Consider the following 14,341-nt stretch of genomic DNA (forward strand, 5'->3'; position numbering starts at 1 on the left):
TTCTCCAAAATGCGTCGGCGACGGACTGCTCGACGCGAGAGGCTACTCCCTATAGAACTCGTGCAGGTCAGCGGCCATGGCATGGAGCGTGGGCTCGTCGGTGTAGGCCATGTGGCCACACCCGTAGCGGTGCCAGGTGATCTGACGTTTGAGCGCATCTGGCAGGTAGAGCTGCGACATTGTGTGCCGCACGTTCCACCAAGGCGTTGCCGTGTCATAGCGGCCGCCCAGGATGCAAAGCTTGGTCGTGGGACTGCGCCTCAACGCTACGGCAATGTCGTACGCCAAATTGGGTGCCGCAACGGTTGTCTCGTCAAAGCCTGGCTCATCGTGAACCCAGTTCCATCCAATGCCAATCTCTCCCCACACGGAAAGACGGTACTCTTCAGGCCCCTCGTAACCCAGGTCGCCCCTCAAGAAGTCTCGGAATGCCACATACCAGCAGCTCTCAAGCGCATGGTTGGCAGGATCCTCGCAGGCAAAGTAGAACGAGGCACGCTGACTGGGAAGCAGCGAGGTCTCGGTGAAGCGCTGGTCAAGACGGCCACACACAAGGCCGCGGCTAGCGAGAAGGTCTCGCCTAAAGTCCTCAAGCTCAACCCGGTTATTTCGGACAAGCAGATAGTCCTTAGGAAGCCCAATGAACGCAGACAGGTGCTCGGCCAAAGCGTCCTTATCGGCAGGAGTAATCTCATCACCCAGGAAGATGCCACGGGCATACTCGCCTCCAGCAAACGCAGAGGCCCTGTCGAACCACTCGTCCTCGTCGACGCCCTGGCCAACCAGGCCAAAGTACTGCGCCGTCGAGGCAAAGGTGGGGACCATGCCCACGTAGTAGAGGTCATTGCCGGGCAGGTTCTGCGTCCAGTCGTAGTAGGCCGAGAGCATCACGACGCCCGCCAGGGGCACGTGCGCCTCGCCCAGGTAGCGCATGAGAACGGCGCTACGCATGGTGCCGTACGACTCGCCAAAGATGTAGAGCGGAGAACCCCAGCGGTCGTTCTCGTCAAGCCACTGGCAGATGGCGCGGCAGAAGGTGCGCGCGTCCTCCTCGAGGCCATAGACGCGCTTGGTGTCGTAGCCCTCAGCCACGAAGGACCAGCCTGTGCCCAAGGCGTCCGGGAAGACGAGGTCTGACTCCCGCAGCAGCGTGCCGGGGTTGTCCACGACCTCGTACCCCGCACCCACGAAGTCCATCCCGTGGGTCACCACGCGACGCGGCCCCAGGCCGCCAAAGTTGATGGGCACCGAGGCAGAACCGGGACCACCGTTGTAGCAGAAGCTCACCGGGCGCTTGTGGGGGTCCACCTCGCTGCCATCAATGGCCGTGGCAACATAGGAGACGTTGAACATGCGCCCCTCGAGGACCTTGTCGCGGTCGACGATGTCCAGGTGGCCAGCTGTGGCCACGTAGTCGATCGTCTCGTCACCAACATGCCACGTGAGCTGCGCGCTCTTTGCCTCCGGGACCTCGTTCACCGTGGCCTCGCAACCGCACTCGCACTCACAACCGCACTCGCACTCTCCCACCTGAGACCTCCCTACTCGATACCAAGCATTTCGCAGAGGGTGAGCATGTAGATCTCGGCTGCATGCACCACGTCCTCCACGTCCACGTCCTCGTTGTAGCCATGGATGCCGGCGTTGTTGGCTGGGCCAAATTGGATGGTGGGGCAGCCGAGCGCGCGATAGTGCGCCGCGTCGCTTGATGCCCACTGGTAGGCGGGCAGGCACTCCTCGCCCCAGACGCTCTCGATGTTGTCCTTGAGGCTCGTCACCAGAAGGCAGGTGTCGTCGGTGTAGTTGCCCTCGGCAATCCACTCGTAGCCTGCCTCGACACCCGTGACGCCGCTCTCCTCGATGATGCGGTCAACGGCAGCCACCACGTCCTCGTGCTTGCAGCCGTAGGGCAGACGAACATCCACCTTGCAGCTTGCCTGGTCTGGCACCTGGTTGATCTTGCCGCCGCCCTCGATGATGCCCACGTTGGCCGAGCAGTGGTCAATGACGTTGCCCACCAGGGGGTTGTCGATGGTGCGCTCGGCAATGGTGCGGGAGTTGGCAACCGCGCGAGCCTGGCTGGGAAGGTAGTGGCCGGGCACGGAGGTGAGCTCGTCAATGTGGAGAATGACGCGTGCCAGCTTGGTGATGGCGTTGTCGCCCTTGTAGTTGCCCGTCGAGCCGTGGCCAGGCGTGCCGTGCGCCGTGAGCGTGAGGTGCAGGATGCCCTTCTGGCCAATCTCAATGGTGTCGTGCCCGGTGGGCTCCCCCACCATCACGGCATCCGCGCCGTCCGCATAGCCGTTGTCGCAGAACCACTTGGTGCCAGTACCTGCGATCTCCTCGTCCGTGGCCACATGCAGGCGGATGTCACCCCTGAGGTTGGCACCAGACTCGTTGAGAAGCGCCATAGAGAAGAGCAGCACTGCGAGGCCGCACTTCATGTCGGAGGCACCGCGCCCGTGGATCTTCCCGTCAAACACCTCGGCCCCAAAGGGGTCAAAGTCCCAGCCGGAGAGGTTGCCCACAGGAACCACGTCCACGTGACCGTTAAGGACAACGCGGAAGCCCTCGTCAGAGCCAATGTGAGCGTAGATTACCGGGTAGTCCTCGCCCGCGTAGGCAACCAGGCGCTGCGACTCGATGCCGTGGCTCGCGAGGTAGCCCCTCACAAAGTCGACCGCCGGCTCCTGCGGGTCCAGCGGGCTCTGGTTCTTTATGCGAATGAGGTCCTGGCAGAGAGAGACAAGCTCATCCTTGCGGTCGAGGATCTTCTTGTGAAGCTCTTCCTTCGTAACCGTTGACATGGCAGACAAACACTCCCCCGAACTAACGAACGGATTGATTACGTGAGGCTCACGCGGCTACTCGGCCACGATGTCGTGGTACTTGAAGCACGCCACACGATGGCCGGCCTCGACCTCCTCGAGCGAAGGCCGCTCGTGACGGCAGCGCTCCATGCAGAAGGGACAGCGGCCGGCAAGTGGGCAGCCCACCTGCTCCCCCACAGGGCTTGGGATCTCGCCCTGGAGCTTGATCTCTTCCTTCTTGTCGAAGGGGCTCTCGGGCGGGATGGCCGAGAGGAGCGCCTTCGTGTAGGGGTGCAGCGGGTGCGCGTAGATCTTGTCGGCGGGGCAAAGCTCCATGACGCGCCCCAGGTACATGATGGCAACGCGGTCGGAGATGTGCTTGATGACCGAGAGGTCGTGGCTGATGAAGAGGTACGTGAGGCCACGCTCCTGCTGCAGGTGGCGGAAGAGGTTGAGCACCTGCGCCTGGATGGAGACGTCAAGCGCGGAGACGGGCTCGTCGCAGACGATGACCTTGGGGTCAAGCACCAGGGCGCGGGCCACGTTGATGCGCTGGCGCTGACCGCCGGAGAACTCGTGCGGATAGCGCTGGAGGTGCTGCACGTCCAGGCCGACCTCGCGCATGACCTCGAGGACGCGCTGCTCGCGCCTGGAGGCATCGGGCTCGGTGCGGTAGATGAGCATGGGCTCCTCGATGGTCTTGGCCGCAGTGTAGCGCGGGTCAAGCGAGGAATAGGAGTCCTGGAAGATCATCTGGATGTCCTTGCGGACCGCCTTGAGCTGCTGCCCGGAAAGCTTGGTGATGTCCTGGCCACCGTAGACGATCTGCCCCGAGGTGGCCTGGTGCAGCTGCACCACGCAGCGGCCCAGCGTGGACTTGCCGCAGCCGGACTCGCCAATGATGCCCAGCGTCTCGCCGGGATAGACGTCCAAGCTCACGTCGGAAAGGGCATGGAGCACCTGCGGCTTGGAGAAGAGCTTCCCGCCGCGCAGACGGAAGTCCTTGGAGAGGTGCTTGATGGAGAGAATGGGCTCTCCGCTCGCAACCTGGGGTCTCTCGACAACAGCCGCCGTCTGCGTCTCACTCATGGTGGTTCACCTCGCCTCTCACGAGCCTGTGCTCGCCGTCCTGCCTCAGGCATGCCACAAAGTGCCCCGGCTCAACTTCCTTGAGCTCTGGCACGCGCCTGTGGCACTCCTCCGTCGCATAGGGGCAACGGTTACAGAAGTTGCAGCACGTACCGGTGAGCCTGAGGTCGGGAGGCACGCCCGGTATGGTCTTGAGGTCGGTCTTCGCGGTGTCGGAGAGCCGCGGCATGGAGTCAAGAAGGCCCCAGGTATAGGGGTGGAGCGGGTTTGAGTAGAGCTCCTTCATGGAGGTGTACTCGCAGGTGCGCCCCGCGTACATCACCATAACGTCATCCGCCATCTCCCACACGATGCCCAGGTTGTGGGTGATGAGGAGAATGGCCGTGCTCAGCTCGTCCTGAAGGCCTCGCAGGAGCGAGAGGACCTGGGACTGAACGGTAACGTCAAGTGCGGTCGTTGGCTCGTCGGCGATGATGAACTTGGGGTGGCAGCTCACCGCCATGGCGATGATCACGCGCTGGCACATGCCACCCGAGAGCTCGTAGGGGTAGGCGTCCATGCGGGCCTCTGGGTCGGGGATGCCAACGAGGCGCAGCATCTCGACGGCGCGGTCGTAGGCCTCCTTCTTTCCCAGGTCGCTGTGCGCGCGAATCAGCTCGACCATCTGGGTCCCCACCTTGAAGACCGGGTCGAGGCCGCTCATGGGGTCCTGGAAGATCATCGAGATGTCGCTGCCGCGAAGCTTGAGCAGCTCGCGCTCCGGCACGTGGACCATGTCAATGCCATCGAACTCGATGGAGCCGCCCTCGATCTTGCCGGTCTTTGCAAGCAGGCGAATGACGGAGGATGCGGTCACGCTCTTGCCAGAGCCGGACTCGCCCACGATGGCAAGGGTCTTGCCGCGGTCGAGGGAGAAGCTCACGCCGTCGACCGCCTTGGCGATGCCGGCTGCCGTGTGGAAGTACGTCTTGAGGTCGCGTACCTCGAGGATCCTCTCGCCCGACTTTGTCCCGGCGTCGTCGAGAAGCCCCGTGTTCTGCTCGGTCATGGTCGTCACCTACCGCTTCTGCTTGGGGTCGAAGACGTCGCGGATGCCGTCGCCAAAGAGGTTGAAGCCAAGCACCGTGAGCAGGATGAAGATGCCCGAGATGGTGGCGATGTGGGGTGCGGTCTGCAGCGTGCTCTTGCCCTCCGAGAGAATCGCGCCCCAAGACGCGGTGGGCGGCTGCACGCCAAGGCCGAGGAACGAGAGGGCCGCCTCGGAGATGATCGCGCTTGCGATGTTGAGCGTGAAGTACACGATGACCGGCGACATGGCGTTGGCAAAGATGTGCTTGAAGAGGATGCGCGCAGGAGAGGCTCCAATGACCCTCTCGGCGTTGCAGTACTCCTCGTTCTTCACCACGTGCACCTGGCCGCGCACCACGCGGGCAAAGTTGGGGACGTTTGCCACGCCAATGGCGATGATCACGTTCTGCGTCCCCTGCCCGAGGATGGTCATGAGGATGAGGGCGAGCAGAATGAAGGGGAAGGCCATCATGCCGTCCATGATGCGCATGATAATGGAGTCGACCGCACCGCCAAAGAAGCCGGCAACCAGGCCGAGAAGCACACCGATGATGGCACCCACGATGGTGCCGCCAATGGCGATGAAGATCGAGATTCTCGCTCCATAGATGATGCGCGAAAGAAGGTCGCGGCCATAGGAGTCGGTGCCCAAGAGGTGTCCCGCCTGCCCCGGTGCCGCAAACATGTTGGACATGTCCGTGACATTGGGGTCATAGGGCGAGATGAGCGGCGCAAAGATGGCGAGAAAGACCATGAAGGCCACGATGATAAGGCCCACGACTGCCATCTTGTTGCGCGTGAGCTTGTGCCAGGCGTTGTTGGCACGCCGCTCGCGCCTGAGCATCTCGAGGTTGGCGGCGTCACTCAGGGCCTCTGGGGCGCTCGAGGTTGTCTGCTCTGCCATTAGCGGACACCTCCCTCATAGCTCACCTTGGGGTTAATGAGCATGTACACGATGTCGACGATCAGGTTCACAAAGACGAAGACCACTGCCGAGAAGAGAACCACGCCCTGGATGAGGGCGTAGTCACGGCCGTTGACCGCATTCACGATGAGGGTGCCCAAGCCCGGCCAGGAGAAGATCGTCTCGGTGAGGATTGCGCCCGCAAAGGCGCCGGCAAGCTGGATGCCCAGCACCGTCACAATGGGAGGAAGCGCGTTCTTGAACGCGTGCTTCCAGATGACCACGGACTCCTTGATGCCTCGGGAGCGAAGCGCCTTGATGTAGTCCGCGTTGATGGACTCGAGCATGCTAGAACGCGTGATGCGGGCAAAGGTGGCAGCCGGAATCGTTGCCAGGCAGAGGCATGGCAGGATCATGTGGCTTACCACGTCCCAGGCACCCTTGGCGATGTTGCCCATGCCCATAACGGGAAGCCACCCAAGGTTGACGCTGAAGGTAAGGACAAGCATCAGGCCAAGCCAGAAGATGGGCACGGAGACGCCGACAAGCGCGAGCACCATGAAGATGTAGTCAAAGGCGGTGTTCTGCTTTACCGCGGACTCGACGCCAATGGGGATGCCAACGAGAATGGCCAGGACAAGGCCCGTGATGGTGATCATGAGCGTGGACGGGAGCCGGCTCAGGATGATTGGCATCACGGCGCCGTTATAGGAGTACGAATAACCAAAGTCCCCCTGCAATACGCCGAGGACGTAGTTCACGTACTGCTGGAGCATGGGCTCGTTGAGGCCCATCTTCTCTCGCATGGTCTCGATGGCATCGGGCGATGCCTGGGGACCAAGCATGGTAACTGCGGGGTCGCCAGGAATCATGCGCGTGAGGACAAACGTGAACGTAACGACCACGAGCAGGACGGGGATGGTCTGAAGCGCCCGCCTGATGATTGTCTTGGCCATCCTGCTACCACCCCCTGGGTGTTCTCGTCCGAATGCGACTCAGGATGGCCCCATTCGGTGCCGAGGGGGCGCAGGTCTCGCCCGTGCCCCCTCGACTGGCTAGAAACGATGTTGCTGCTACGCGGTCTTCGAGACGTTGACCTCGTCGTTCACGATGACGATCTTGCCGTCGGCGCGCTGCTCGTAGCCCTGGACCTTGGTGGTGAGGCCGGTGTTCACGAACTCGGAGGCGTAGACCAGCATCGGGTCGTAGGAGACGATCGCCTTGAGCGCCTGCTTGTAGTAGTCGGCACGCTGGTCCTGGTCGGTGACGGCAAGGGCCTTGTCGAGAAGGTCGTCCACGTCCTGGTGGCTAAAGCCAGCGCCGTTGCCGAGCGCGCCCACCTCCGAGCTGCTGAAGAGCTTGTTGAGGAAGAAGAACGGGTCGGGATACCAGGTCCAGCTCATGCCGTACATGTCGGCAGTGCCAGAGGCGGCCGTTGCGCTGAACGTGCCCCAGTCGGATGGGTTGAGCGTGAGGTCGATGTTCAGGGTCTCCTTGAGCGTCTGCTGGAGGATGGTTCCCATCTTGATGCGGGCCTCGGTGTTGGAGATGTAGAGGTTGAGCGAGAGGCCGTCAGCGTACCCCGCCTCTGCCATCAGCGCCTTCGCGGCATCCGGGTCGTACGTGGGGACGTCGCTCTCGACGGAGGCATCGTAGCCCCAGCTGCCCTTGGGGAGCGGCAGCGAGGCGGTCTCGGCCTCGCCGTACGGATAGACGCCCTTCACCAGGTCATCGCGGTTGATCGCCATGAGGATGGCCTTGCGCACGCGCTGGTCGGCGGTGGGGCCGTTCACCTGGTTGAAGTAGACGTAGGCGATGTGCAGGGCAGGCGTCTGCTGCATGACCAGGTCGGAGTTGTTCTTGATGGTCTGGATTGACTCGCCGGTGAGCGAGGTGGCCATGTCGAGCTCGCCGGTGGTGAGGCCGTTTGCAGCCTGGGTCATGTCGGTGACGACCTTGATGGTCACGCCGTCGAGGTTAGGCGTGGGACCCCAATAGGTGTCGTTCTTGGAGAGGTCGGACTCCTGGTCCTTGAGGAACTGGTCGAGCTTGAAGGGACCGGAGCCAACGAGGTGGTCGCCGAAGGAGACGCCCCAGCCCTCGACCTCCTCCTTGGGGACAATGACGTTGCCGGCGTCGGTGAGCGCGGTGAGGAACGAGGCGGCGGGGGCGTTGAGGACGCAGTTGACGGTCGTGTCGCTCACAACATCAACGTGGTCGAGCATCGCAAGACGGTTCATCGAGGACTGCTTGGCGGAGCGCTCGAGGGAGTACTTGATGTCCTCCGCGGTGACGGCGCGACCGTCCTGATACTGACCCTTCTGGAACTTGGCGTCGCTGCGCAGGTTGAAGGTGTAGGTAAGGCCGTCATCGCTGATCGTCCAGTCGGTCGCGAGCACCGGGACAATCTGGGAGAGGTCCATGTTGTAGTCAACGAGCGTGTCACATACGCAGTTGATGATCTGGGACTCGTAGGTGCCCGTGTAGAGAATGGGGTCAAGGTACTTGGGCGAGGAGGGCAGCGAGATCACGAGGGTGCCTCCCGCCGCAGTTCCACCTGCCCCCATGGAGGCCGACGTATCGGAGCTGCCGCCACATCCAGCAAGCCCCATCGAAACTGCGCCTAGGCCCAGCATTCCCGCCGTGCGCAGGAAGCCACGCCTCGAGAGGCATGCCATGGACTCCTGTATGTTCAACTTGGCCTTGTTTTGAGCGCTCATTGTCAGCTCCTCCCATACGCCGAGAGCACATGTCTCGGCAACCAACGCAGAGTATGCGCGTTGACCCAGGTGGGTCGTTGGATGCAGCATGCCATGCTGCTGACCCTGGTGCCTTCGCTGTATGGGGGTATTTCACTCGTATGAAACAAGTTACATCGTGCTGTAACAATTATTCTCGCTCGTCAGGCTAAGGTAGATAGTAAACAAGCCGGTTATTAACGATGTATACGCTCAAATCGGCTTATGAAATGAAATGTATTTCGTTGAAAGGAATTCCAATGCTCCTTCGTCAGATGCTCGACATCTACGACCTCATCGACAAGCCCTCCGCCTCGGGAAACGAAGTTGCGGACTTCCTCCGTGGTCGCGGTGCAAGCGACGTCACCGTCAAGCGCGTCTCTGGCGAGCGTGGCGGAACCGACTGCATGAAGATCCTCATCCCTGGTTCCAACGGTAAGTCGAACGGCGGAGAAGCCCCTACGCTTGGCATCGTCGGCCGTCTTGGTGGCCTTGGCGCCCGCCCGGAGCTCATTGGAGCCGTGTCCGATGGCGATGGCGCCCTCGCGGCACTCACCGCCGCCCTCAAGCTCGTTGAGATGCACGAGCAGGGCGACGTCCTTACCGGCGATGTCATCGTTGCCACCCATGTATGCCCCGACGCCCCCACGCTCCCGCACGAGCCCGTACCCTTCATGGATTCTCCTATCGACATGGAGACCATGAACCGCATGGAGGTCGACCCACGCATGGATGCCGTGGTCTCCATCGACACCACCAAGGGCAACCGCATCATCAACGTGAACGGCATCGCCATCTCCCCCACCGTGATGCAGGGCTACATCCTCTCGGTCTCCAACGACCTCATGGACGTTATGACGCGCGTCACCGGGAAGATGCCGCAGGTATTTGCCCTCTCTCAGCAGGACATCACCCCGTACGGCAACGACCTCTACCACCTCAACAGCATCCTGCAGCCCGCCACGGCGACAGATGCGCCGGTTGTGGGCGTGGCAATTGCCACCGAGCAGATGGTTGCCGGCTGCGCCACCGGCGCCACGCACGGCACCGACGTCGAGGAGGCGGCACGCTTTGCCGTCGAGTTGGCCAAGGTCTACGGGCAGGGCGCCTGCTCCTTCTACGACCCCGCGCAGTTTGACCACCTGGTTGAGCTCTACGGCACCATGGAGCGCTTCCAGACGCCAGGCGAGGCGCGCTAGGGATGGCACGCACCCGGATTGCCGGCATCACCGTGGGACAGGCGCCCCGCACGGACATGACAGCGGACCTTGAGTCGCGCCTCTCTTCAACACTTGAGCTTGTACAGTATGGGGCGCTCGACGATCTCACGGTAAACGACGTCGAGCGCGACCTTGCGCCCGAGCCCGGCGACGAGGTGCTTGTTTCGCGCATGCGCGATGGCTCGCAGGTCACCTTCTCAGGCACCAAGGTGCTGCCCCTGGTGCAGGAAAGAATCGACCAGGCGGAGCGTGAGGGTGCCCGGGCCATCATCGTGCTGTGCACGGGGTCCTTTCCCGAGCTGCGCCACGAGGTTCCTCTCGTCTATCCGCAGCCGCTCTTCCACGCTGTTGCCCGCGCCCTTGCGGGCGGGCGGCGCGTGGCGGTGATGGTGCCCGAGCCGTCCCAGGTGGAGCAGGCTAGGGTCTGGTGGGGTGAGCACGGCGTCAAGGTAGACGTTGTCTCGGCAAGCCCATACGCAGGCATCGGCGGCGTGCGAAAAACGGCAGCCGGACTTCGCGAATCAAACGACGCGTTCCTCTGCCTTGACTGCATGGGATTCACCACGCAGATGCGCGACGCCGCGCGCGAGGCGTCTGGCCTCGACGTGCTGCTGCCGCGCACCCTTGTTGCCTCGGTTGTCTCCGAGCTTCTCGGCTAGCGTTCTTCTTGATCCGGACGGGGTTCACTCCCCGTCCGGCACACTTGCCTTAGCGTTGACACCCTCCGCCCTGCTCTGCAGATAGGCAACCTCGTCTAGAAGAATCTCCAGGTATATGTAAATGGTGAGCTGGGCATCTGCGAGGTTCGACCGCCCGCCGTTCATAATGCTTGACAGCACGATTGCGTTCGATGCGTGCGAGATGAACTGGCTTCGGGCATTTACCGTAACGAAGAAGACCTCTCCTCCGTTCTCGCGAATAGCATCCATGAGCAGGGCATAGGCATCGTAGTCGCGACCCTTCTGCGAGATGACCACGCAGACGTCGCCCTTGCCTAGGATGCTTGCCACGTCATCCATCACCGTCGTGTCGTTTGTCACGCTATTAAAGATGCCTGCATGCATGAGGCCTGCAGATAGCTGCAACGCCCTCTCATACATGCGGTCCACGCCCCATACGGCAACGTGTGGCGCATTGCAGAGCGAGGCAGCAACATGGTTGAGCAACGACGCGTCGACTGCCTCCGCAACCTTGCGCAGCTGAACAACGTTGATGTTCACAAAACGGGAGAGGAGGCCGCCCTCGCTCGCGCCACCCTCTTCCTGCGTGCCATTGGAGAGAAGCTGACGGTCCATCTCAAAGCGGAATTCTGAGAAGCCGCTATATCCCATGCGCTGGCACATGCGCACGATGGTTGCAGCCGAGAGGCCTGAGAGCTCCAAGACCTTCGAGACGGTGTTACCCACCACATCCATGGGATGACCTGCGATGTAGCGGGCGACGGCAAGCTCAGACTCGGTAAACTTCCCCTCCTGGGACTTCATGCGCTCTATCAGGTCCACCCGGTACTCCGCCCTCCATCAATCAAGCTCCACCATCCGCTTCGCGCCATGCAAGCGAGTTCGCGAGACATCGTGTATGGTGCCACAGAAGGGCTTCTCGTGCCATGGCCCGTTTGGCCAGCCCTACTCCCCCGCGTTGGCCTCGCGACGCAGGATCTCGTCGGCGAGGATCGAGTCGCCGTGCTTGGCCAGGGCAATGAAGGCGCACATGGCCGCACCCATCACGGTGATGTAGAGGAAGAGCTGAGACTCGGCCACATCCATCACCAGCCCGGAGAGGATGGGCGTCACAACCTGCGCTGCCATGCTCACCGTGTAGTAGTAGCCAGAGTAGCGGCCAACGCTCCGGGAGCTGCAGCCCTCGAGGATCATGGGATACACGCACAGGTCAACGGCACCCAGAGAAGCGCCCATGAACAGGAAGAGAACGTAGTAGAGGGGCGTGAACGACGGGAAGAGCCACATGATGGCCGGACAGATGGTCATCACCAAGCCGGCAACGAGGGCGACGCGCTTCCTGCCCACCTTGAGGGAGAGGTTGGCCACCGGAACGTACGAGAGAAGCCCGCCCGCAATGGTGACAATGTTGATGATTGCGTAGGAGCCGCCGAGCATCGAGAAGAAGTCCGACGCGTAGCGCGAGATATTGGTGGTCATGGCGTTATAGGACATGTAGTAGAAGAAGACGGCGCCAAGGAGCAGGGCAATCGAGCGCACGAGCTCTGGGTCGGTCACGCGCTCCTTGCCTTCCTCGGCGTCGTCATCCGCATCGATCGAGTCTTCCTTGATGCCCATGGCAAGGCTCTCCTCATGCATCTTTGCCACAGACTTGGGCTCGTTGAGAAGCACGCGATAGACCACGGCCGCCACGGCGATCACGATGCCCTGCAGCAGGAACACCGGCACGTAGTCCGGGTTGGCCACCGAGGGGACAAGAACCGAGATGGCCACCAGCATGACGCCCGTGCCCGCGTATCCCACAATCTTGTCGACCGAGTCGCCCTTGGTACGCAGCGGACGCGGCGTGATATCCGCCACAATCGCCAGGGTCGCGGTGCGATAGGAGCAGATGGCAACCAGAGTCACCAGAATCATCGCGATGAGCAGAGGCAGGCTTCCCAGGTTGTTTGCCACGGCGATGAGCGGTACAGAGACCGCTGCAACGGCAGATCCGGCCAGGATGAAGGGGGTTCTTCTCCCCAGGTGCGAGCGACAGCGGTCGGAGAGGATGCCAAACCACGGGAGAAGGAACAGGCCAAACACGTTGTCGAGCGCCATCACAACGCCGGTGAGCCAGTTGGAGAGACCAAAGGTCTGGGTGAGCATCTTGGGGACCAGGCCGTCGAAGACCTGCCAGAACGAGATCATCCCCATAAAGGGAAGAGAGGCGATCGCACAGCGCTTCCAGTCGAAGGGGATCTTCCGCTTGGGCGTAGTGCCCTGCTTCTTCTCGGCCATCTTGGCTCCTCTCGTCCTGGCAACGCCGGAAGGCGACGCGGCAGGCCTTGGTTGCGTTCCTTATGCCTTCAGCTGGTCAAGCCCTCGAACAAATGCCACGTAGAACTCCACACCACGCTTGTAGTCATCAACCGGGATGCGCTCGTTGGCCCCGTGGATGAGCCCGCGCGCCACCGGCGTGTAGATGAAGGCGGCAAAGCGGTACACATGGTCGCAGATCTTGGTGAACGAGCGCGAGTCCGAGCAGCTGGTCTGCACGTAGGGGCACACGCCCGCCTCGGGATAGACACCGGCGACGCAGCGACGGATGTAGTCAAACTGCACGTCGTCGTGCGGCGAGAAGGGCGAGGGCTCGTTGACCAGGCTGTTCTCGGCAATCTCCACGCTCACGGCATCTGGGGCAACACCGGACGCGCGGCACTCCTCGGCAGCCTGAGCGCGAGCGCGAGAAAGCGCGGCGCTCACGTCCTCGAACGGGGCCACGCGCACATTGAGGTTAGCCGTAGCCTCGGGCGGCAGGACGTTTCTCGCAGGCGACCCTTGAAGCTGTGTGAGCGCGTAGGTCGAGCGGACCATGGGGCCGGTCTCGGCACCGGCGGCAAGGATGCGCCCCACCAGCGGCCGGAAGAGCCACATGTTTGCAAAGATGATGCGATAGGCAAAGCTCCCGCGGGCCGCGAGCTCCTGAAGCATGGCCGTGACAGCATCTGCAACCTGCGGTTTTCCGGGATGGCCGCAGATGCGCTCCGTCGCGCGGGCAAGAAGCCGTGTGGCATCGTTGTTCGAGGGGGCAGACGCGTGCCCGCCCGTACCATGCGCCGTCACGGTGACGTCCACATGGCCCTTCTCAGAGACGCCCACCATAGCCATGGGCGAGGTCACGCCCAGGGGCACGCCAGTGGCAACCGCGCCGCCCTCATCGAGGACCATGCAGGGATGCACGTTGTGCTCGCGCAGCCACGCCACGGCATTGTCGGCCGTGGGGCCAGAGGTCTCCTCGCAGCAGGACGAGAAGAACCAGATGTCGCGCGGCGGGACGTAGCCCTTGGCCAACAAGTGCTCGAACGCCTCCATGCAGCCGCAGAAGCAGAGCTTGTTGTCGAGCGTGCCGCGGGCCCAGATCTGCCCGTCGTGGACCTCGGCCTCAAAGGGCGGGTAGGTCCACTCCTGGCCATCGGTTGGCACCACGTCGTGGTGGGCCATCATCACGACGGGCGCCAACGAGGAGTCACGCCCAGGCCAGCGCATGAGGATGCCGTACTCGTCGATGTGGGTGAGCTCGAACGCCTGGAACGTGCGCGGGTAGAGGCGCTGGAGCGTGGGCACCCAGCGATCGAAGGGTTCGCGGTCAAGCTTGGCCGGGTCGTCTCGCGAGACGGTGGGAATACGCAGTAGCGTGCGGAAGCGCTCGACCTCCGCGTCGCCGGCATGGTAGCCGCCCGCGTCGATGGGCGAGCCGGCCGGAAGCGTTGGCTTGAGCGCCGCCGCGCGAACCACGCATGCGACTGCCAACGCGAGAATGACTACCAGGATGAGAATGACAGCAACCATG

General features: G+C 62.5%; 12 protein-coding genes. 2 read left to right on the top strand and 10 right to left on the bottom strand.

What is annotated here, in order from left to right; all coding sequences use genetic code 11:
- Positions 1–42: 42 nt before the first annotated feature.
- The 7 genes from NVS32_RS04900 to NVS32_RS04930 all read right to left on the bottom strand — a co-directional run bounded on the left by NVS32_RS04900 (position 43) and on the right by NVS32_RS04930 (position 8,591).
- Complete coding sequence (locus NVS32_RS04900; protein WP_042089102.1) at positions 43–1,530, bottom strand: S10 family peptidase; 1,488 nt, start codon at positions 1,528–1,530, stop codon at positions 43–45.
- An 11-nt stretch (positions 1,531–1,541) separates the two neighbouring features.
- Positions 1,542–2,807, bottom strand: a complete 1,266-nt coding sequence (locus NVS32_RS04905; protein WP_032111109.1) for a M20 family metallopeptidase — start codon at positions 2,805–2,807, stop codon at positions 1,542–1,544.
- A 57-nt stretch (positions 2,808–2,864) separates the two neighbouring features.
- Positions 2,865–3,899 (bottom strand): ABC transporter ATP-binding protein, encoded by a 1,035-nt coding sequence (locus NVS32_RS04910; protein WP_042089104.1) that lies wholly within the window; start codon positions 3,897–3,899, stop codon positions 2,865–2,867.
- Positions 3,892–4,947 (bottom strand): ABC transporter ATP-binding protein, encoded by a 1,056-nt coding sequence (locus NVS32_RS04915; protein WP_118110676.1) that lies wholly within the window; start codon positions 4,945–4,947, stop codon positions 3,892–3,894. The genes NVS32_RS04910 and NVS32_RS04915 overlap by 8 nt, the downstream gene beginning before the upstream one ends.
- A 9-nt stretch (positions 4,948–4,956) precedes the next feature.
- Positions 4,957–5,871 carry an ABC transporter permease gene (locus NVS32_RS04920; protein ID WP_081920117.1) on the bottom strand — a complete coding sequence of 305 codons (915 nt, stop codon included), beginning with the start codon at positions 5,869–5,871 and terminating at the stop codon, positions 4,957–4,959.
- Positions 5,871–6,827, bottom strand: coding sequence for an ABC transporter permease (locus tag NVS32_RS04925; protein ID WP_032111110.1), 957 nt, complete (start codon positions 6,825–6,827; stop codon positions 5,871–5,873). Before NVS32_RS04925 ends, NVS32_RS04920 begins: the two co-directional genes overlap by 1 nt.
- Positions 6,828–6,944: 117 nt before the next feature.
- The gene (locus NVS32_RS04930; protein ID WP_199564831.1) at positions 6,945–8,591 is read right to left on the bottom strand and encodes an ABC transporter substrate-binding protein; all 1,647 of its coding nucleotides are present in this window, start codon (positions 8,589–8,591) and stop codon (positions 6,945–6,947) included.
- 278 nt (positions 8,592–8,869) lie between these two features.
- Between NVS32_RS04930 and NVS32_RS04935 the strand changes: the two genes are divergently transcribed.
- On the top strand, positions 8,870–9,808 hold the full coding sequence (locus NVS32_RS04935) for a DUF1177 domain-containing protein (protein WP_032111111.1): 939 nt from the start codon (positions 8,870–8,872) through the stop codon (positions 9,806–9,808).
- A 2-nt stretch (positions 9,809–9,810) separates the two neighbouring features.
- Positions 9,811–10,488, top strand: a complete 678-nt coding sequence (locus tag NVS32_RS04940) for an AroM family protein (RefSeq protein ID WP_032111112.1) — start codon at positions 9,811–9,813, stop codon at positions 10,486–10,488.
- 24 nt (positions 10,489–10,512) lie between these two features.
- On the opposite strand, the gene NVS32_RS04945 is transcribed toward NVS32_RS04940, so the two are convergent.
- The 3 genes from NVS32_RS04945 to NVS32_RS04955 all read right to left on the bottom strand — a co-directional run bounded on the left by NVS32_RS04945 (position 10,513) and on the right by NVS32_RS04955 (position 14,340).
- The gene (locus tag NVS32_RS04945) at positions 10,513–11,331 is read right to left on the bottom strand and encodes a MurR/RpiR family transcriptional regulator (RefSeq protein WP_258498931.1); all 819 of its coding nucleotides are present in this window, start codon (positions 11,329–11,331) and stop codon (positions 10,513–10,515) included.
- 123 nt (positions 11,332–11,454) lie between these two features.
- On the bottom strand, positions 11,455–12,789 hold the full coding sequence (locus NVS32_RS04950; RefSeq protein ID WP_032111114.1) for an MFS transporter: 1,335 nt from the start codon (positions 12,787–12,789) through the stop codon (positions 11,455–11,457).
- Between the two features lie 60 nt (positions 12,790–12,849).
- A complete protein-coding gene (locus tag NVS32_RS04955; RefSeq protein ID WP_032111115.1) occupies positions 12,850–14,340 on the bottom strand; it encodes a M20/M25/M40 family metallo-hydrolase in 1,491 nt (496 codons plus the stop codon).
- Position 14,341 lies beyond the last annotated feature (1 nt).

It is taken from the genome of Tractidigestivibacter montrealensis (assembly GCF_024741235.1).
GTDB classification, from domain to species: Bacteria; Actinomycetota; Coriobacteriia; order Coriobacteriales; family Atopobiaceae; genus Tractidigestivibacter; species Tractidigestivibacter montrealensis.

Bases quoted from the DNA above. Each gene is read 5' to 3' on its own strand.
- NVS32_RS04925 (WP_032111110.1), bottom strand. From the start codon at position 6,827: ATGGCCAAGACAATCATCAGGCGGGCGCTTCAGACCATCCCCGTCCTG.
- NVS32_RS04950 (WP_032111114.1), bottom strand. From the start codon at position 12,789: ATGGCCGAGAAGAAGCAGGGCACTACGCCCAAGCGGAAGATCCCCTTC.
- NVS32_RS04910 (WP_042089104.1), bottom strand. From the start codon at position 3,899: ATGAGTGAGACGCAGACGGCGGCTGTTGTCGAGAGACCCCAGGTTGCG.
- NVS32_RS04955 (WP_032111115.1), bottom strand. From the start codon at position 14,340: ATGGTTGCTGTCATTCTCATCCTGGTAGTCATTCTCGCGTTGGCAGTC.
- NVS32_RS04920 (WP_081920117.1), bottom strand. From the start codon at position 5,871: ATGGCAGAGCAGACAACCTCGAGCGCCCCAGAGGCCCTGAGTGACGCC.
- NVS32_RS04905 (WP_032111109.1), bottom strand. From the start codon at position 2,807: ATGTCAACGGTTACGAAGGAAGAGCTTCACAAGAAGATCCTCGACCGC.
- NVS32_RS04940 (WP_032111112.1), top strand. From the start codon at position 9,811: ATGGCACGCACCCGGATTGCCGGCATCACCGTGGGACAGGCGCCCCGC.
- NVS32_RS04935 (WP_032111111.1), top strand. From the start codon at position 8,870: ATGCTCCTTCGTCAGATGCTCGACATCTACGACCTCATCGACAAGCCC.
- NVS32_RS04930 (WP_199564831.1), bottom strand. From the start codon at position 8,591: ATGAGCGCTCAAAACAAGGCCAAGTTGAACATACAGGAGTCCATGGCA.
- NVS32_RS04915 (WP_118110676.1), bottom strand. From the start codon at position 4,947: ATGACCGAGCAGAACACGGGGCTTCTCGACGACGCCGGGACAAAGTCG.